This is a genomic window from Micrococcus sp. 63XJN7_6_ISO-PGPR-S23-444, from assembly GCF_058072765.1.
On sequence record NZ_CM176516.1, the window covers coordinates 2151590 to 2169352 of the forward strand.

Genomic DNA, 17763 nt, shown 5'->3' on the forward strand with positions numbered 1-17763 from the left:
CGATCAGCAGGAACGAGGTCTGCGGCCCGAGACGGGAACCTGGCCACCAGCCGCTCACCCGATGACCTCTGCCTTCTGTTCCGCCGTGGTGGTACTGTCCAGCCCACCGGCGCCGGAAACCGCTCGTGAGCAGCCCGGTACGCCACATGGCACAGGCGGGGCTGGCTACCAGCTCGACACCCGGCACCTCGGTACCCGCCACCCTCCTATAAGCCGGCACCGGTCGAGGACGCGCCGGCCCTTCGAGGATCTCAGCCCGCGTCCCACCTCAGGACAACCAGAAGGAAGTGATCGCGGATGCGACGGATGACGCTGCCGAGCGGGGAGTCCATCCCTGTGCTGGGCCAGGGCACCTGGGGCTGGGGTGAGGACACCGGCCGCCGCGCCGACGAGGTCGCCGCGCTGCATGCCGGCCTCGAGCTGGGCATGACGCTGGTCGACACCGCCGAGATGTACGCCGACGGCGGCGCGGAGGAGGTGGTCGGTGAAGCGTTGGCGGGTCACCGCGACGAGGCGTTCGTGGTCAGCAAGGTCATGCCGTCCCACGCCTCCCGTTCCGGCACGATCGCGGCCTGCGAACGCAGCCTGAGACGCCTGGGCACCGATCGGATCGACCTCTACCTGCTGCACTGGCAGGGCAGGTACCCGCTGGAGGACACCGTCGCGGCCTTCCACCAGCTCGTCGAGGACGGGAAAATCCGCTACTGGGGCGTCAGCAACTTCGACCACCGGGCCCTCGCCGACCTGCAGGACGTGCCGGGCAGCAGCGGGCTGACCACGGATCAGGTGCTGTACAACCTGTCGCGGCGAGGACCGGAGTACGACCTGCTGCCGTGGTGCACCGACCACCAGCTGCCGGTCATGGCCTACTCGCCGATCGAGCAGGGCCGCATCCTTGACGACACGACGCTGAACGACGTCGCGGCCCGTCACAGCGTCAGCCCCGCGGCGGCGGCCCTCGCCTGGGTGCTGCGCCGCGACTCGCTCTGCACGATCCCCAAGGCGAGCAGCCCGCAGCACGTGCGCGACAACGCCACAGCACTGGACGTGGAGCTGACCCGCGAAGACCTGGATGCTCTGGACCGTGCGTTTCCGCCCCCGAGCGGACCGCGACCACTGGAAATGCTGTGACCCTGCCCCAGGGCGCGGCCCGGTCGTTCCGGGCAGCGCTCCGGACAGCGCGGCAGCACCGTCGCTGAGGGGTGGGAGTTGCCGGGCTTGAAAGGGGATGACTTCGCGGGTGTCAGAGAACTCTGAGCCGGGCAGCGAGGCCGACGCGCGGGACAGCGGCAGCGGGTCGGTGGGCAACCTCGAGCTGTTCTCCGACCTGGTGTTCGTGTACGCCATGGCGCAGCTGACCGAGCTGGTGCGGGACGACGTTTCGTGGCGGGGTTTCGGCCATGGTGTGCTCGGCCTGCTGGCGGTGTGGTGGGCCTGGGTCTGCTACACCTGGCTCACGAACACCTTCACCACGAATCGGGTGGTATTTCGCTGCCTGGTCATCGCCGCCATGGCTGCGATGCTGCTGGCCGCAAGCGCACTCCCGACCGCGTTCAGCACCGGAGCCCTCGTCTTCGGGCTTGCCCTGCTCGCCATCCGCGTCATCCACCTGGTCATGTTCGTCGTGGCCGCCTCCCACAACGACGAACACCTCCGTGCAGGCCTCCTCCGGCTGGTCCCGAGCCTGCTCATCGCACCAGTCCTGATCGCCGTCGCCGCCGCCTTCCCAGCCCCCTACCGAGAGCTGCTCTGGATCGGTGCAGCCATCATCGACTTCGGCGGACCCCTGGTCGCCGGGGTCGAGGTCTTCCGGGTGGTGCCCTCCTACTTCGTCGAGCGCCACGGCAACATCATCATCATCGCGCTCGGTGAAGCCGTCGTCGGGCTGGGCACCGGGGCCAGCGAGCACCTGCAGGAACCGGTCGTGCTCGCCGCCGCCGTCCTCGGAGTCCTGATCGCCGCCTCGTTGTGGTGGACCTACTTCGGTCTGACCGCCGGCGCCGAGCAGCGCCTCGAAGACGCCGACGGGCCCGAACGCGCCCGACTGGCCCGCGACGCCTACAGCTACCTCCACCTTCCCCTGGTCGCCGGGGTCACCTTCTTCGGCTTCGGCGCCAGCGCGGCGCTCGAGCACGTGTCCGACCCGTTGCCGCTGCCGCCGGCCATCGCCCTCAGTGGCGGGGTGGGCCTGTTCTACGCCGCCGATGTCGCCTACCGATGGCGCGATCACCATCAGCTCGTGCCGGACCGCCTCCTCACGGCGGCCGCATCCCTGCTCATCATCCCGCCAGCACTGACCATGCCCGCATGGTCAGTGCTGGCGGCTCTCACCGCGGTCGGCGCCCTGCGCCTGACATGGGAACTCGTGCGACGGCCGCGGATCGGTCCCGCAGCCGCCGGCCAAGTCGACTGAGGCCAGCACGCCTAGACCTCGTCCGCCTCAATACGGAAGGCTTTGTCGTACCTCTGAAACCCGGGGGCAAAGTGGCTCTTTCTCCGACCTGCCCGAAGTCACGTATGGCTCCAAGCCCGCGGACGCTGGCAACCTCGTAGTCACTGCGGAGCAGTACGAGGCCGTGATGGCCGACCCGGTGATGGCCCCCTACGTGCGCCCCTACGTCGGGGCGGTGGAGCTCATCCGAGGCCAACAGCGCTGGTGCCTCTGGCTGACCGACATGGACCCCGATGCCGCCTCCCGCTCCCCGGAGCTCAAGCGCCGACTCCAGGGCGTAGCCGCCGAACGGGCCAAGTCCAAAGCCGCGTCCACCCAGGAATGGGCCCGGTTCCGCACCTGTTCCGCCAGCGCGGCCTGGTCTCTGACGTGCCCTTCGTCGGGATCCCGGAGGTCAGCAGCGAGGGACGCGCCTATCTGTCCGTGGCCCACTTCGAGTCTGACGTCATCGTCTCCAACAAGGTCTACGGCGTCCTCGAGCTGCCGAAGATCTTGTCTCCGAAGATGCGGTCGCACTCCCCTACCGCCTGGAGCTGACGATCCAAGTTCTGCTCGGCCGAGCTGACCCGCACGTAGGCCACGGTCTATCCAGCCACGTCTTAGACCCTCCGCCGCTTGTGTCCAACGGCCCGGTTTGGGACCGTCTCTGACGTGATGCTCCCGTGGCCGTATGGGGCGTGTAAAGGGGTATACCCGGCTGGACGCCTAGGGCGTGTCTGATAATGCTTCGAGGGTTTGGCTAAGGCCCTGGATCCATTCTCAGACACGCCCTAGGTCGCGGGCGAGTACCGCCGGGTAGCTCGGGCCCTCGAGGAGTGTCATGAGGATGCGGGAGCGGGTCGGGTCGGCCATCGCCCGGCCCAGCCGGTTCATCACGTCCAGCCGCGAAGCAATAGTCAGCATGCGCTGACCATACAGAACCTGCTGACCTCTCGTGTGTGGCTCCCGCTGCTGATATCTGCATAGGTGTATGGTCGTGGCATGAGTGTGACGCCGTTGGATTCGTGTCAGGTCACCGCCGTCCATCCGGAGAAGGTGGCGCTGACCCGGGAGAGGATCCCCGACGAGCGCGAGGCCGGCAGGTTGGCCGGGCTGTTCAAGCTCCTGGGGGACCCGCGCCGTGCCCGGGTGCTGTATGCGTTGCTGGAGGCCGGCGAGCTGTGCGTGTGTGACCTGGCGGCGTCGGTCGATGTCGCGGAGGCGTCGGTGTCCCAGGTGCTGCGGGTGCTGCGTACCGCTGGGGTGGTCGAGAACCGCCGGGAGGGGCGGATGGTGTACTACCGCCTCGCTGACGGGCATGTGCGGATGCTGCTGGACGTCTCCCGTGAGCACGCCCGCCACGAGGGGCAGGGCTGATGGGGGCGGGACACAGCCATGCCCCGGCGACCGGGCATGCCGGTGGCCGCTACCGTCGGCGGCTGGCGGGGGCGTTCGCCCTGACGGCGGGCTTCTTCCTGATCGAGCTGGTCGCGGGGCTGGTGTCGGGGTCGTTGGCGCTGCTGTCGGATGCCGGGCACATGGCTGCCGATGTGGTGGTGCTGGGTGCGGCGCTGCTGGCGACGCGCATCGCGAGCCGGCCGGACTCCACGGGGCGACGCACCTATGGCTCCTACCGGGCCGAGGTGTTCGCCTCGGCGTTGGCGGTGCTGGCGATGCTCGCGGTCGGGGTGTACGTGGTGGTCGAGGCCATCAGCCGGCTGGGCGACGCGCCGGAGGTGGCCTCCGGCGCCATGCTCGCGGTCGGCTTCGCCGGCCTGGTGATCAACATCATCTCCATGCTGCTGCTGCGCAGCGGGGCCAAGGACAGCCTGAACGTCAAGGGCGCCTACTACGAGGTGATCGCCGACGCCGCCGGGTCGGTGGGTGTCATGGTCGCCGGCGTGCTGATCATCCTCACCGGCCAGCCGATCTGGGACGTCGTGGTCGCGGCGCTCATCGCGGTCTTCGTCATCATCCGGGCGGTGGTTCTGGGCAGGCAGGTGATCGCGGTGCTGGGCCAGCACGCCCCGGAAGGGGTGGACCCGGAGGACGTCGCCGGTGACCTGGACGCGGTCGAGGGGGTGGAGGAGGTCCACGACCTGCACCTGTGGACCCTGACGTCGGGGATGAACGTGGCCACGGCCCACCTGGTCGCTGACCAGGGCGCGGACCACGGCGCCGTGCTTGCCGGCGCGCGCCGGGTGCTGCACGACCGTTACGGTATCGCCCATGCCACCTTGCAGGTGGAGGGCGCCGGCAGCGACGGCTGTCACGACCTGAGCTGGTAGCACTCGGCACGGAAGCCCGCTCGCGAGAGCCGCACATGCTTGAGCAACGTCTTAGGAGCGCGCGATGACCGCGAAGCACGGCAAGGGCCCCGGGCCGGACGAGGGCCAGCGGCCGGCCCGGCGCGGGGTGGTGCTCACCCTGCTGGGGATCGGTCTGGTCGCCGCGGCTTACGTGGTGACGATCGTGGTCATGGTGGTGCGGTGACGCGGCCCAAACGGACCGCGGCCTCATGGCGGCGCCGCAAGGCGGTCATCGCGTCGTCCAGTGCTGTCCTCGTCGGGTCGAGCACGTAGAGGTCGTGAAGACGTCCAGATATAGGCCTGGGACGGGAGTTCTTGCATCGACTGAACTCCCCGGTGGTTGCAGGTCCGATACGCAGGGGTGCCAGTAAGTAGGGCTGATCGGCGCCCATTTTCTTGTCTCGCGCCCCGGGGCGAGGCGGTCCCCTATCGGTGTCCCTGTGTGCGGGGCAGGTTCACGCCGCGCAGCAGGAGAGCTTGGCGATGTCGGTGGTGAAGGCCTGCGCGGTGAGCTTGAGGCCTTCGGCCATGGTCAGGTAGGGGCTCCAGAGGTTGGCGACCTGACTGGTGGTCATGCCGGCCTCGAGCATGTAGACCCCGGCGGCGGCGAGGTCGCCGGCGTCCTGGGCCAGGGCGGTAATGCCGATGATGCGGCCGGTGTCGGCGTCGGTGACCATCTTGATGAACCCGCAGGTGTCGCGGTTGACGATCGCGCGTGGGACGTGCGCGAGTGACAGGACACGGCTGTCGTAGCGGATCCCGGCAGCGGAGGCCTGCCGTTCGGTCATCCCGACGGCGGCCAGGGCGGGGCTGGTGAACACGACCCGGGGCAGGTGGCGGTAGTCGACCTCGAGGCCGGCGCCGGTGAGGGCGTTGTCGGCGACGAGGGCGCCGTGGGCCGCGGCGACGTACACGAACTGACGGTGGGCGGTGACGTCACCGGCAGCCCAGACGCGCGGGTTGGTGCTGCGCAGATGGCTGTCGACAACCACCTCGCCGTGGTCGCCGGTGCGCACGTCGACGGTGTCGAGACCGAGCGTGGCGGTGACCGGGCGGCGCCCGGTGGCGACGAGTACCTCGGCCGCCCGGAGTTCCTGTGAGCCGTCAGTGGTGGTGGCAGTGACCGTGACCTCGCCGGTGGCCGGGTCGCGGCGGACCGCGCTGGGCACCGCGCCGCGGATGATCTGGATGCCTTCGTCCGTGAAGATCTCATCCAGGGCGGTGGACGCCTCGGGTTCTTCCTGGGACGCCAGCCGTGAGCGGACCAGCATGGTGACCCGGACGCCGAGCCGAGCGAAGAGCTGGGCCTGCTCCATCGCGACGTAGCCGCCGCCGATGACCAGCAGCGACTCCGGGACGTGGTCCAGTTCCATCGCGGTGGTCGAGGTCAGGTAACCGGCCTCCTGCAGGCCGGGGACCGGCGGCGCCCAGGGCCTGGAGCCGGTGGCGATGAGGTAGTGCGCGGCCCGGACCGTCTCCACCATGCCGTCAGGGCCGGTGACGCGCAGTGCCGGCTCGCTGGGTGTGCCGACGAACGTGGCGTCCCCGGGGTGGAGATCCCATCCGTACTCGGTGGCCAGGTCCAGGTACTTCTCGCCACGCAGTGACCCGACGAGCCGATCCTTGCCGGCGATCAAGGCGGGCATGTCGACCGGCCGGACTTCGGGGAGCGGCAGCCCGGGGAACCGGGAGGCGTCGAGTGTGACGTGGCGGGCCTCGGCGGTCGCGAGCAAGGCCTTGGAGGGCACGCACCCGGTGTTCACGCAGGTACCGCCGACGGTGCCACGCTCGATCATCACCACCCGTCTGCCGAGGTTGGTGGCGCGGATCGCGGCCGCGAACGCCGCCCCACCGGACCCGATCATTGCCAGGTCATACGACCTGCTGTTAGCCGTTGCCGTCATGAACTCCTCCTTCATCGCCCTCAGGATCGACCTTCCAGTGCACTGGAAGGTCAAGGGGGAGAATGAGTGGCATGCGGATCGGTGAGGTGGCTCGGGCGTCGGGCACGACGAGCAAGACCCTGCGGTACTACGAGGAGGTCGGGCTGCTACCCGCCGCGGACCGCACCCCGGCGGGCTACCGGGACTACGGCGCCGAGGTGCTCGACCGGCTGGACTTCATCCGCCGGGGGCAAGCGGCCGGGCTGACCCTGGCCCAGATCGGTCAGGTGCTGGACATCCGCGACCGGGGGCAGGCCCCCTGCCGGCACGTCACCGACCTGCTCGACACCCGCCTTGATGTGATCGACCGGCAACTCGCCGAGCTCGCGCAGCTACGCACCACGATCGCCGACCTGCGCGAGGACGCCGCCGCCGGCGACCCGGCCACGTGCTCCCCCGAGGATGTCTGCCGCTACCTGTGACACCGAAGTTCACGGGCCCGTGGCAGCGCATGGCGGCCCACTAGTTGAGTCCCTGATAGTGGTGTAACCCTCCCCGGTCACCGACACCGTCCCCTGCACGGACGCGGTCACCGTGGGAGCCTTCGAGCGAACCTTCCAGAGCACTCTCGAAAGGGACATCACCACGATGACCGCTCCTCACATTGTCGACCCTGAACGCCTGTTGCGCGAAGCCCTCGGCGAAGCCTCACCAGATCTGCTGCGTCACCTGCTCCAGACCATCATCAACGCCCTGCTCAGCGCCGACGCCGACGCGGTCTGCGGGGCCGAGTACGGCACCGCCTCCGAGTCCCGCACCACCCAGCGCAACGGCTACCGCCACCGACCCCTCGACACCCGCGCCGGCACCATCGACGTGGCCATCCCGAAACTCCGGGCCGGTACGTACTTCCCTGATTGGCTCCTGGAACGCCGGAAGAGAGCCGAGTCCGCGTTGATCACGGTGGTCGCTGACTGCTACCTGGCCGGGGTCTCAACCCGCCGCATGGACAAACTCGTGCGACAGCTCGGCATCGACTCGCTCTCGAAGTCCCAGGTCAGCCGCATGGCCACCGAGCTGGATGAGCACATCGAAGCCTTCCGGCACCGGCCCCTGAGCGATACCGGCCCGTTCGTGTTCCTCGCCGCGGACGCCCTGACCATGAAGGTTCGCGAGGGTGGTCGGGTGATCAACGCGGTGGCCATGGTCGCCACCGGCGTCAACGCCGACGGGCGCCGCGAGGTCCTTGGGCTGCGCGTGGCCACCACGGAGTCAGGGGCGGCGTGGAACGAGTTCTTCGCGGACCTGGTGGCCCGCGGCCTGACAGGGGTCAAGCTCGTCACCTCGGACTCCCACCGAGGCCTCGTGGAAGCAGTGGCGGCGAACCTGCCCGGAGCGGTCTGGCAGCGCTGCCGCACGCACTACGCGGCCAACCTGATGGCCGTGACTCCGAAGTCCATGTGGCCGGCGGTGAAGGCCATGCTTCACAGCGTCTACGACCAGCCCGACGGGCCCGCGGTGCACGCCCAGTTCGACCGGCTCCTGGACTACGTGCAGGACAGGTTGCCCGCGGTGACCGCCCACCTCGACGCCGCACGGGAGGACATCCTCGCGTTCACCGGCTTCCCCAAGGACGTTTGGTCCCAAATCTGGTCCAACAACCCTGCCAAGCGCCTCAATCGGGAGATCCGGCGCCGCACGGACTCCGTGGGGATCTTCCCCAACCGAGAGGCCGTCATCCGGTTGGTCGGGGCGGTGTTGGCCGAGCAGACGGATGAGTGGGCAGAGGGCCGCCGGTACCTCGGACTCGAGCTGCTGGCCCGCTGCTCAGGTCTGGATGCGGACACGACATCCACGACCATCCTGGGCACGGAGGTGATGCCGACCTTGGAGACCTGACCGACTCAAGCCCCCACCGCCTCGAAGACGGTTACACCACTTCCAGGGACTTGACCGGGAACGGTCAAGCCCCATGAAGTGGTGTAGCGGCTGATTCCTTCGTTGGGGTTGTCAGGCGCTGAACTCGAGGGCGGGCGCGGTGTCGGGGTTCACCTCGCTTCCCGTGTTGCTGACGGTGGTGAGTCGGCAGCGGGCCAGGACCTCCAGGCCGAGGTAGCGACGGCCCTCGGCCCACTCGTCTGTCTGCTCGGCCAGCACCGCGCCCACCAGTCGTACGATGGCCGCCCGGTTGGGGAAGATGCCCACCGCGTCGGTGCGGCGGCGGATCTCGCGGTTGAGCCGCTCGGCCGGGTTGTTCGACCAGATCTGGGTCCAGACGTCCTTGGGGAATGTGGTGAACGCCAGGATGTCGGCCCGGGCAGCATCGAGGTGCTCGGCCACCACCGGCAGTTTCTCGCTCACGTAGTCCAGCAGCCGGTCGAACTGGGCGTTGACGCTGGCGGCATCGGGCTGGTCGTAGACCGAGTGGAGCATGGCCTTCACCGCCGGCCACATGCTCTTCGGGGTGATGCCCATCAGGTTCGCCGCGTAGTGGGTGCGGCAGCGTTGCCACACCGCACCGGGCAGGTTCGCGGCGATGGCGTCCTTGAGCCCGGGGTGGGCATCAGAGGTGACCAGCCGGACCCCGGCCAGGCCCCGGGCGACCAAGTCGGCGAAGAACTCGTTCCACGCCGCCCCGGTCTCGCTGGTGGCCACCCGCAGGCCCAACACTTCGCGGTGGCCGTCGCCGTTGACCCCGGTGGCGATGAGCACCACCGCGTTGACCACACGCCCGCCCTCACGCACCTTCATCGTCAACGCGTCCGCGGCAACGAACGTGAACGGTCCCGCCTCCCCGAGCGGCCGGTGGCGGAAGGCCTCCACCTGCTCATCGAGGTCCGCGGCCATCCGGGACACCTGGGACTTCGACAGGGCATTGATGCCCAAGGTCTTGACCAGCTTGTCCATCCGCCGGGTAGAGACACCGGCCAGGTAGCAGTCTGCGACCACGGTGATCAGCGCCGATTCGGCCCGCTTGCGCCGCTCGAGCAGCCATTCCGGGAAGTAGGTGCCCGAGCGCAGCTTCGGGATGGCCACGTCCACGGTGCCGACCCGGGTGTCCAGGTCCCGGTGCCGGTACCCATTGCGCTGGGCCGTGCGGTCACGGGAGGGTTTGCCCCATTCGGCGCCGACCACCGCATCGGCGTCAGCGCAGAGCAGGGTGTTGATCATCGTCTGCAGCAGGTGGCGCATCATGTCCGGGGAGGCCTCGGACAGGGCTTCGCCCAGCAGGCCGGCAGGGTCGAGAATATGAGGAGCGGTCATCGTGATGACTCCATTCGAGGATTCTGTGAGAGGTTGACTCGAAGGATCACACGGTGGCCGCGTCCACGTCTGGAACGACGTGCCCGACCACCGGGCGCTACACCACTATGCGGGACTCAACTCGGTGGTGTCTCCGTCGCCACTGGTATCCGCGTGGGTTCGTACATGGCCTGCGCGGTTCGCGTCCGCAGTGCTTTGGGGAGGAGACGCCATCCGGCCAGGAGAAGCCTGTCATGTCGTTCGGGAACGACGATTGCTTTCCGCGTGCGGATCAACCGTCGCATCCCGTGCGTGACCGTGCGCTCGGGAGTCGACCACATCCACGCCGGGAGATCGGGGTCATGGTCACCGGCGGCTCGGTAGATGTTCGTGCGCACGAACCCCGGGCACAGGGCGGTCACTTGCACCCCGGTGTTGCTGAGTTGGTAGTGCAGTGATTCGGCCAGGCCGATCAAGCCCGCCTTGGCCGCGACGTATCCGGAGTCGTCATCGGCAGGGATCAGCCCGGCCAAGGAGGCGACGAGCACGATCCAGCCACGCCCGCGCTGTGTCATCTGGGCGAGAACGGCGTGGGTGATCATGACCTGGGCATGGAAGTTGAGTAGGATCTCCTGCTCGATGACCTCACGTGGCAAGGCGGCGAACGGTCGAGTATGGGCCGCGCCTGCATTGTTGATCACCGCATCGACTCGATGGGTTGTGCAGTATCCCGTGAGCATCGCGATCCCGTCGCTCGTGGTGAGGTCTGCGGCCACGACCTCGACTCGTGCACCGTGGTCAGCCCTGAGCTTCTGCGCGAGGCGGTCCAGCGCCTCACAGTTGCGGGCAGACAGGACGATCGCCCATCCCCGGCTCGCGAAGTACTCGGCGAAGGCGGCACCGAGACCCCCAGTGGCACCCGTGACCAGGACGACAGGGATAGTGTCCGGCTGCTGGGTGCTCATGGCGCGTCCTTCCGGGCGCGCCGGGTGCGCAGCACGAGGACAGCGGTGATCGCGGTGACGGCCAGGATCGCGCTGCCGACGATGAAGGTGTCGGTCATGGCCGTGGTGAAGGCATCGTTGACCCTCGCGATGAACCCTCCCGCGGCCTCGCCGGGCAGTTCCCCGGCAACCATGTGGGCACCCCCGAGTGTCTCCTTCGCGGCATCGACCGCTTCCTCGGGAAGGCCGGCTGCGTAGGATTCGACCCTGTCGCGGTAGATGGACGTGCCGAAGCTGCCGAGGATCGCGATGCCCATAGCGCCACCGAGCTCGTATGCGGTCTCGCTGATCCCTGCGGCGGCAGCGGCACGATTGGGTGGAGCGGTCGCGATGATGACATCGTTGGTGAGCGTGTCGGCCAGGCCGACTCCGCCACCGATCAGGGCTCCACCGGTAAACGCCAGGGCCATCATCTCGTCGACCCCGAGGCCTGCCAGCACCGCGTAACCGGCTGCGGCGATGATTAGGCCGATGCCGATGAGCCAGCCGATCGGGATCTTCCGAGCGAGGATCGGGGCGAGGATCGCGCCGAGGATCGCGCCGAACGCGATAGGCAGAGCCCACAGACCCGCTTGCAGAGGAGTCTTTTCGAGGACGAGCTGGATGTACTGGGGGAAGAAGTACAGCACGGTGACCAACGCGAACACGCCGGCAATGTTGGCCAGTACCGCCACGGAGAAGGGCAGTGAGCGAAAGAGCGTGACGTCGACCAGGGGGTTGGCCAGACGTCGCTGCCGGAACGTGAACCAGGTGCCGCCTACGATGCCGATAGCCAGGAACGCGATGGCGGACCAGCCCCATTCGTACTCGGCGGCGTGCTTGAGTCCGTAGACGAACGCGAGCACGGAGACGATCAGTAGTGCCGCCGAGGCGAGATCGAACCGGCCAGGGCGGGAGTCCTTGGACTCGGGAAGCAGGAATGGACCGGCAATGAGGAGCACGATCATCAGCGGCACGTTGATGAGGAACACTGCCCCCCATTCGAAGTGCTCCAGGATGGCTCCACCCACGACCGGTCCGAGCCCGGCACCTCCGGCGAACGCTGCCGCCCACACCGAGATCGCCCGCCTGCGCTGATCAGGATCAGCGAAGATGTTGCGGATCAACGACAGGGTTGAGGGCATGAGCGTCGCGCCGCCGATGCCGAGCAAGGCCCGAGCGGCGATGAGCATCTCAGGGCTGGTGGAGAACGCGGCGATCGCCGAAGCGGCACCGAACAGCAGTGAGCCAATCAGGAGAAGCCGTCGCCGCCCGATGCGGTCCCCGAGCGAGCCCATCAGGATGAGCAGCCCGGCGAGGAAGATGCCGTAGATGTCGACGATCCACAGCAGCTGACTTGCTGACGGGGCCAAATCCTCGCTGAGTTCCGGGACGGCCACAGCGAGGACCGTGAGGTCGATGCTCATCAGGAGCACCGGGATCGTCAGCAGCCCCAGCGCCACCCAGGACCGGGGCGTCGCACGGGGTGGAGCAGTGTTCGGACCGGTGGACACAGGGTCTCCTCTCATCGGGAACGGTGCCTCCGATCATAGGTTGGTCAACTGCCCAAGGCAAGCGCCCAAGGCATGTGTGATAGTTTTACCCCATGCCCGAGGAGAAACAGCCGAGGCCGCAGATCAGCGCCGATGTGCGCAGGCGCCTGCTCATGGACGCGGCGATGACGGTCATGAAACGCGAGGGGATCGCCGCCGCATCGACGCGCGCGATCTGCCAGGAAGCGGGGATGGCCCATGGCGTGTTCCACTACTGCTTCCGCTCCAAGTACGAGCTTTTCGCAGCCCTCATCGAAGCCGACTTCAACGCCCCCCTGGAGGCGGCATGGGGCAAGCTCGGCCCAACGACCGACCCCGAAGACGGATTCCGCGACCTGTTCGCCGAATACTGGACTAGCCTGGAGAAGGACGCCGGGCATCAGCTCGTGCTCTCAGAGCTGACGAACTACGCCTTGCGCGACGAGGAACTACGAGGTCTGCCGCAGTGGGAGCACGGTGCCTACCGCGACAAGATCGCTCACCATCTCCAGCAGTTCCAGACGCAGCTCGGCGTCGAGTTCACCATCCCCGCCGACGACCTTGCCGAGTTGATCCTTGCCGCGCTTTCGGGGGTGACGACCGCGTGGCTTACTCACGGAGACGGGACGATCGCCCGGCGAAGCCTGGACCAGTTCGCCGCCGTGTTCGCCTCCTACGCCTCGTCCTCGCAGTAGGCGCATATGGAAGCGGCCCCGGAAGGGTGCATCGCCAGGGCCACGTTCTGGGCGCATCAGAACCCAACCGCATCGCGTATGCCCCGCAACGTCGCCGCGAAGCCAGCGATGTGCTCCTCGGTGTGGTCGATATTGGGCATCAACCGGAGACCGGCGCGCCCGCGCTTGACGGCCGGGTATCGGAAGACGGGCACGAGGTATCCCGCGTCGTGAGCACGCTCGCGCACCTGCTCCGCATCGCTCTCAGCACCGATCCGGGTAGTGGTGATGTAGGCCGGCGTCGGGTTGAGCTCGAAGCCTGCCTCTGACAATGCCGCACGGAAGTGATCGACGATGGAGTGGAAGCGATCGAGGATCGAGGAATCGTCGCGGATGAGCGCCATCGCCCGCACGGCGGCTGCCGCCTGCGGTGGAAGCATCGTCGCGGTGAACGACGAGGTTCCGGCCAGCCACTCGAAAACCGCGATGTATTCGGCAGGGCCGGCGATCGCACCGCCTTCCAGTCCGACCGCCTTGGACAGCGACACCATGTGGAAGGTGACATCCTTCAACGCGGCGAACTCCTCGGCGAACCGGAACCGCTCGGGCCCATAGACGAGGAAGCCGTTGGCATCATCTACGAAGGTCAGCGCGTCATACTTGCGCGCCAGGTCGACGATGCCGCGTACAGGCGCGATGCTGCCGTCGTCGGAGTAGATCGACTCAAACATGATCACCGCCCGACGGCCGTTCAAGCCCTGGAGCCTGCGCTCCAAGGAGTCCAGATCATTGTGCTTGAACGCCAGCACTCGCTCACCGAACTTCAGACCCTCCACGGCCTTCCACATGCTCCAGTGACTGTCGTGATCGAGCAGGAACACGATGTCATCGACGTTCCACGACAGATCCCCGCCGATGGTCATCGACCGGCTCATGGCGTGAACGAACCCGACGTTGGCCAGCAGGCCGGAGGCGAACGTGATGACGGCCTCCTTCCCGGTGGCTTCAGCCAGAGCCTCCTCGAGTTCGACGTGCGGCCGCAGCTTCCCCTGGATCATTCGGGACCCGCCGGTCGCGAGCCCGAAGCGCGGAGCCTGCGTCACGAAGGTCTCCAGCACATCGGGGTGATTGTGCATGTTCAAGAAGCTGCAACTGGCGAAGTTCACCAGGTCGCGGGCTTCGCCCGTGATCACCGCCGATGTGGCACTGTCGAGCACGGCGCATCGACCAGCACCACGTCACGGCGGCCGTGGCTGCCCGCAATGACACCGCACGTCGGGCAACCCATCGGGGTCCTGGGCGACTCGACCCGCACCGTGAGCAGCCCGATGTCGTGGTCGAACTCGACGGCGATCACGTGCAGCTCGCCGAGCCCGACGAGCAGGTCGCAACGCGAGCAGTAGTCGGTGTGGTCATGGCAGCGCGCAGCGATGTGCGCCGTAGGCTCAGACAACGTCGAGGCCTTCCGGACAGGGTGCTTGGTCGCTCCCGATCTTGGAGGCCTCGACCCCTCTCACCCGGGCATCACGACACCGGCGCGCCGCTCACCCCCACCGGAACTCGGAAGAGCCCGATATGCGAAGAGTTCCCCGCGCGTCGTGGGGAACTTTGCCTGCATCTCGACAGCAAAGGCCCTTGCCCACCGATCCGCGTCGTGACACAGTTCACCCCATGATGCAGCAGCAGTGACCCCGTGGGTCGGACGACCCACCACCGGCCTCAGTTGAGTCCCGGATAGTGGATGCTCCTATTGCTGTCAAGCGGCCAGTGGCGGGCTGATCTGCTCCAGGATGGCGGTCGCTCGGGCCTCGAGTTCAGGGTCGGCGCGAGTGCCGATCTCGAGTCGTCGGAGCCGCTGGTAGGGGACGCCGAGAGTGGCGGCGAGAACGCTGATCGGGATGCCTTTCGCTTGTCGGCGTGCTCGGAGTTCGCGCCCGACGGGATTGTCGGTGGCGGGATTGAGCAGAGCGGCATAGATCTCGTTCGCGACGTGTCGTTTGAGGCAGCGCATGATGTCACGGTCGGTGAGTTGCTCCGAACGACGCCTCTCGAAGTAGGCCATCGTCCGAGGCTCGCGATGCCGCATGCGCAACAGCACAATCCGGTGCAGCGCGGCGTTCGCGTGCCGGTTCCCGCCGCGAGAGAGTCGATGCCGTGTGCGTTGTCCGGAGGAGGCGGGGATCGGGGCGACACCGGCGAGAGCGGCGAAGCTGGCGCGGGTTCCGAGCCGCTCGGGGTTGTCGCCGGCGGCGACCAGGAGCGTCGCTGCGGTGACAGGACCGACTCCGCTCAGGGACAGCAGCGTGGGGTTGACCTGCCGGACGAGCATCTCCAACTGTTGTTCTATCAGGTCGATCTCGGCTTGCATCGTGAGGTGTCGGACCGCGAACCGTCGCAGTGTCTGCCGGGCGACGACCGCGGGATCGGGGGACGTGATTGTTCCGGGCCGAGTCTTGGCGAGCGTGTTCACCAGACGCTGCCCGCTGAGAGCGCGGAACGCCTGTCGCACGAGCTCGGGTGCGGTGATCAGCAGCGCGTGGATCTGGTTCATCACTTGCGCTCTGGCCTTGGCCGCCGAGCGCCGCTCTGCGAGGAGGATCCGCATCGACTCGACCGCGCCATCACCAGACTTTGGGATCGCGGTGTCCGTTCCTGCGAGGACAGCGACCGCTGCCTGGTGGGCGTCGAGGGGGTCGGACTTGCCGCGACGACGGCGGGCTTGCCGGTCCTGTCGCGCGACTTCGATGACGGTCAGCCCCGCCGTGGTCAGCGCGCGTGCGAGGCCAGCCCCGTACGACCCCGTTCCCTCCACCCCGATACGGACGACATCACCGTGCGCGTGGAGGAACGCGACGATCTGCGCGTAACCGCGACCGTCGGCACGGAACTCTCGGTCCGCGACAGGTCGGCCCACGAGATCGAGGATCGCGACGTGATGCGTTTTCTTGTGCGTGTCGACCCCGGCGACCAACTCGGAGCCTGGTGGCAACGGGTTGGTCAGCGGCGGGTCGAGTGTCATGCTCGTCATTGACGGGATTCCCTTCCAATGGTGATGAACGTCACCGCGGGTCGGGTGAGTGCAGACAGCACAAAGGTGAGACGACTTTCCGGTCAGGCTCCTATCAAGTCATGTGCCCGCCGGGCGTGTCAACTTGTCTGTGTAAGCGGGGTGGTCACAGGTAGGGGTTGATCCGGTCGGGGTAGGCCGCGGCGAGCTGGGCGAGGGCCTGCTTCCAGTTCGTGACGGCCTGGCCTTCGACGAGCCGGCCCTGGGCTTTGCGCTGGCCGGCGGGTTTGCCCCGGTCCCGAGCGCGTTCGGCGGCGCGTTTGTCTTCGATGTTGCAGATCGCCAGCCAGAGCAGCTTCACCGCCGCCTCGGTCGAGGGGAAGTGGCCGCGGTTCTTGGTCACCTTCCGTAGCTGGAAGTTCAGCGACTCGATGCTGTTGGTCGTGTAGATGACCTTGCGGAGCATGGGTGGGAACTGCAGGAACGGGATGAACCGCTCCCAGGAGTTCGCCCAGGTCGCGGCTGCAGACGGGTACTTCGTGCCGAGCTCGGAGGCCTCGAACTCGGCCAGCGCCTTCCTCGCGGTCTCTTCGTTGGGGGCAGTGTAGATCGGCTTCAGCGCGGCGGCGACCTTCTTGCGGTCCTGGTAGGCCACGAACCGCATCGCGGCCCGGATCAGGTGAACCACGCAGGTCTGGACCATCGAGTCCGGCCACGTCGCCTCGATCGCCTCCGGCAGGCCCTTGAGCCCGTCGCAGCACACGATCAGCACGTCCTGCACGCCCCGGTTGGCGAGATCGGCGCAGACGTGGGCCCAGAACGCCGAGCCCTCGGTGTCCTGGACCCAGATCCCCAGCACGTGCTTGATGCCCTCGAGGTCCACGCCGACGGCGATGTAGGCGGCACGGTTGAGGACCTGGCTGTTCTCTCGGATCTTGATCCGGATTGCGTCGAGATAGATCACCGGATAGAACTCCTCCAGCGGCCGCGACTGCCACGCCAGGACCTCTTCGCTCACGGCGTCGGTGATGTTGGAGATCGTCTCGTGCGACAGGTCCGTGCCGATCGTGGAGGCCAGGTGGTGCTGGATGTCCCGGATCGTCATTCCGCCGGCATAGAGGCTGATGATCATGTCATCCAGGCCCCCGAGGCGCCGCTGGCCCTTGGGCACCAGGCGCGGGGTGAACGACCCGCCCCGGTCTCGCGGGACGTCCAGCTCGATCGGCCCGACCTCGGACTCCACGGTCTTCGGGGTGGTCCCGTTGCGGGAGTTGGCGTGCTTCGGCGCCTCGCTCGAGCCCTTCTCGTAGCCCAGATGGCTGGTCAGCTCGGCCTGCAGGCCCCGCTCGAGCGCGGCCTTGACCAGCGCGGGCACGAACCCGCCGTCACCGGTGAGCTCGACGCCGCCCGCGTCGATCTGCGCGAATAGGGAATCAAGCTGCCCTGAGGCTTTCAGCTGCTCGACCAGGTCCTGGCCCGAGGGCTCGCCTGGGTTCTTCTCGTCGGTCATGGTCATGATTCTTACCGTTCCTCTCGGTACGGCTTACACAGACCATCTGACACGCCCTGCCCGCCCGGCCCGCAGCGACCCCGGCGTCGACGGACAGATCCACAAAAAGACAGCCGCGAACGGCGTCCGTGTAATTTCGGGTCACGCCGGCGCCGGAGCCGAATCCATCATCTCTGTGTAACCCTCCCCGG

At 67.6% G+C, this 17763-nt stretch carries 16 protein-coding genes and 2 pseudogenes; 9 read left to right on the plus strand and 9 right to left on the minus strand.

Features of this window, described 5'->3' with window-relative positions; genetic code table 11:
* Positions 1-306: 306 nt before the first annotated feature.
* The 3 genes and pseudogenes from AC3RJ9_RS09830 (at position 307) to AC3RJ9_RS09840 (ending at position 2989) form a co-directional block, all read left to right on the plus strand.
* The gene (locus tag AC3RJ9_RS09830) at positions 307-1131 is read left to right on the plus strand and encodes an aldo/keto reductase (protein WP_241252599.1); all 825 of its coding nucleotides are present in this window, start codon (positions 307-309) and stop codon (positions 1129-1131) included.
* A 169-nt stretch (positions 1132-1300) separates the two neighbouring features.
* Complete coding sequence (locus tag AC3RJ9_RS09835) at positions 1301-2413, plus strand: low temperature requirement protein A (RefSeq protein ID WP_206495996.1); 1113 nt, start codon at positions 1301-1303, stop codon at positions 2411-2413.
* 88 nt (positions 2414-2501) lie between these two features.
* A pseudogene (locus AC3RJ9_RS09840) lies at positions 2502-2989 on the plus strand (type IIL restriction-modification enzyme MmeI).
* A gap of 234 nt (positions 2990-3223) precedes the next feature.
* Here AC3RJ9_RS09840 and AC3RJ9_RS09845 read toward each other — a convergent pair.
* Positions 3224-3355, minus strand: a pseudogene (locus AC3RJ9_RS09845) (ArsR family transcriptional regulator); the annotation flags it as partial.
* A 78-nt stretch (positions 3356-3433) separates the two neighbouring features.
* Between AC3RJ9_RS09845 and AC3RJ9_RS09850 the strand changes: the two are divergent.
* From AC3RJ9_RS09850 to AC3RJ9_RS09860, 3 genes are all read left to right on the plus strand, one after another.
* Entirely contained in the window at positions 3434-3808 is a 375-nt protein-coding gene (locus AC3RJ9_RS09850; RefSeq protein ID WP_036334148.1) for an ArsR/SmtB family transcription factor, read from the plus strand.
* Positions 3808-4719, plus strand: a complete 912-nt coding sequence (locus tag AC3RJ9_RS09855) for a cation diffusion facilitator family transporter (protein ID WP_044659924.1) — start codon at positions 3808-3810, stop codon at positions 4717-4719. Before AC3RJ9_RS09850 ends, AC3RJ9_RS09855 begins: the two co-directional genes overlap by 1 nt.
* A gap of 64 nt (positions 4720-4783) precedes the next feature.
* The gene (locus AC3RJ9_RS09860; RefSeq protein WP_002854087.1) at positions 4784-4924 is read left to right on the plus strand and encodes a hypothetical protein; all 141 of its coding nucleotides are present in this window, start codon (positions 4784-4786) and stop codon (positions 4922-4924) included.
* 271 nt (positions 4925-5195) lie between these two features.
* Here AC3RJ9_RS09860 and merA read toward each other — a convergent pair whose 3' ends face one another.
* A complete protein-coding gene (gene merA / locus AC3RJ9_RS09865) occupies positions 5196-6644 on the minus strand; it encodes a mercury(II) reductase (RefSeq protein ID WP_446740581.1) in 1449 nt (482 codons plus the stop codon).
* 71 nt (positions 6645-6715) lie between these two features.
* On the opposite strand from merA, the gene AC3RJ9_RS09870 reads away from it, so the two are divergent.
* Both AC3RJ9_RS09870 and AC3RJ9_RS09875 read left to right on the plus strand, forming a co-directional pair.
* Entirely contained in the window at positions 6716-7105 is a 390-nt protein-coding gene (locus tag AC3RJ9_RS09870) for a heavy metal-responsive transcriptional regulator (protein WP_036382791.1), read from the plus strand.
* A gap of 166 nt (positions 7106-7271) precedes the next feature.
* Positions 7272-8522, plus strand: coding sequence for an IS256 family transposase (locus tag AC3RJ9_RS09875; protein WP_206495861.1), 1251 nt, complete (start codon positions 7272-7274; stop codon positions 8520-8522).
* Positions 8523-8633: 111 nt separating this feature from the next.
* On the opposite strand, the gene AC3RJ9_RS09880 is transcribed toward AC3RJ9_RS09875, so the two are convergent.
* From AC3RJ9_RS09880 to AC3RJ9_RS09890, 3 genes are all read right to left on the minus strand, one after another.
* Positions 8634-9887 (minus strand): IS256 family transposase, encoded by a 1254-nt coding sequence (locus tag AC3RJ9_RS09880; protein ID WP_206495990.1) that lies wholly within the window; start codon positions 9885-9887, stop codon positions 8634-8636.
* 116 nt (positions 9888-10003) lie between these two features.
* Positions 10004-10831 carry an SDR family NAD(P)-dependent oxidoreductase gene (locus AC3RJ9_RS09885; RefSeq protein WP_063190181.1) on the minus strand — a complete coding sequence of 276 codons (828 nt, stop codon included), beginning with the start codon at positions 10829-10831 and terminating at the stop codon, positions 10004-10006.
* Complete coding sequence (locus tag AC3RJ9_RS09890) at positions 10828-12276, minus strand: MFS transporter (RefSeq protein ID WP_231866355.1); 1449 nt, start codon at positions 12274-12276, stop codon at positions 10828-10830. The genes AC3RJ9_RS09885 and AC3RJ9_RS09890 overlap by 4 nt, the downstream gene beginning before the upstream one ends.
* Before the next feature lie 179 nt (positions 12277-12455).
* Between AC3RJ9_RS09890 and AC3RJ9_RS09895 the strand changes: the two genes are divergently transcribed.
* Positions 12456-13076 (plus strand): TetR/AcrR family transcriptional regulator, encoded by a 621-nt coding sequence (locus AC3RJ9_RS09895; RefSeq protein WP_063190183.1) that lies wholly within the window; start codon positions 12456-12458, stop codon positions 13074-13076.
* A gap of 56 nt (positions 13077-13132) precedes the next feature.
* On the opposite strand, the gene AC3RJ9_RS09900 is transcribed toward AC3RJ9_RS09895, so the two are convergent.
* The 4 genes from AC3RJ9_RS09900 to AC3RJ9_RS09915 form a co-directional block, all read right to left on the minus strand.
* Positions 13133-14272: an aminotransferase class I/II-fold pyridoxal phosphate-dependent enzyme gene (locus tag AC3RJ9_RS09900; protein ID WP_063190184.1), complete on the minus strand. Its 1140-nt coding sequence runs from the start codon at positions 14270-14272 to the stop codon at positions 13133-13135.
* The gene (locus AC3RJ9_RS09905) at positions 14245-14508 is read right to left on the minus strand and encodes a hypothetical protein (protein ID WP_087114240.1); all 264 of its coding nucleotides are present in this window, start codon (positions 14506-14508) and stop codon (positions 14245-14247) included. The genes AC3RJ9_RS09900 and AC3RJ9_RS09905 overlap by 28 nt, the downstream gene beginning before the upstream one ends.
* A 303-nt stretch (positions 14509-14811) precedes the next feature.
* The gene (locus AC3RJ9_RS09910; protein WP_220482113.1) at positions 14812-16074 is read right to left on the minus strand and encodes an IS110 family RNA-guided transposase; all 1263 of its coding nucleotides are present in this window, start codon (positions 16072-16074) and stop codon (positions 14812-14814) included.
* Between the two features lie 154 nt (positions 16075-16228).
* Positions 16229-17572: an IS256-like element ISMlu11 family transposase gene (locus AC3RJ9_RS09915; RefSeq protein WP_010078807.1), complete on the minus strand. Its 1344-nt coding sequence runs from the start codon at positions 17570-17572 to the stop codon at positions 16229-16231.
* Between the last annotated feature and the right edge of the window lie 191 nt (positions 17573-17763).

Excerpts from the sequence above, each read along its gene's own strand:
- AC3RJ9_RS09830 (WP_241252599.1), top strand. The coding sequence starts at position 307 with ATGACGCTGCCGAGCGGGGAGTCCATCCCTGTGCTGGGCCAGGGCACC.
- AC3RJ9_RS09850 (WP_036334148.1), top strand. The coding sequence starts at position 3,434 with ATGAGTGTGACGCCGTTGGATTCGTGTCAGGTCACCGCCGTCCATCCG.
- AC3RJ9_RS09855 (WP_044659924.1), top strand. The coding sequence starts at position 3,808 with ATGGGGGCGGGACACAGCCATGCCCCGGCGACCGGGCATGCCGGTGGC.
- AC3RJ9_RS09860 (WP_002854087.1), top strand. The coding sequence starts at position 4,784 with ATGACCGCGAAGCACGGCAAGGGCCCCGGGCCGGACGAGGGCCAGCGG.
- merA (WP_446740581.1), bottom strand. The coding sequence starts at position 6,644 with ATGACGGCAACGGCTAACAGCAGGTCGTATGACCTGGCAATGATCGGG.
- AC3RJ9_RS09870 (WP_036382791.1), top strand. The coding sequence starts at position 6,716 with ATGCGGATCGGTGAGGTGGCTCGGGCGTCGGGCACGACGAGCAAGACC.
- AC3RJ9_RS09875 (WP_206495861.1), top strand. The coding sequence starts at position 7,272 with ATGACCGCTCCTCACATTGTCGACCCTGAACGCCTGTTGCGCGAAGCC.
- AC3RJ9_RS09880 (WP_206495990.1), bottom strand. The coding sequence starts at position 9,887 with ATGACCGCTCCTCATATTCTCGACCCTGCCGGCCTGCTGGGCGAAGCC.
- AC3RJ9_RS09885 (WP_063190181.1), bottom strand. The coding sequence starts at position 10,831 with ATGAGCACCCAGCAGCCGGACACTATCCCTGTCGTCCTGGTCACGGGT.
- AC3RJ9_RS09890 (WP_231866355.1), bottom strand. The coding sequence starts at position 12,276 with ATGAGCATCGACCTCACGGTCCTCGCTGTGGCCGTCCCGGAACTCAGC.
- AC3RJ9_RS09895 (WP_063190183.1), top strand. The coding sequence starts at position 12,456 with ATGCCCGAGGAGAAACAGCCGAGGCCGCAGATCAGCGCCGATGTGCGC.
- AC3RJ9_RS09910 (WP_220482113.1), bottom strand. The coding sequence starts at position 16,074 with ATGACACTCGACCCGCCGCTGACCAACCCGTTGCCACCAGGCTCCGAG.
- AC3RJ9_RS09915 (WP_010078807.1), bottom strand. The coding sequence starts at position 17,572 with ATGACCGACGAGAAGAACCCAGGCGAGCCCTCGGGCCAGGACCTGGTC.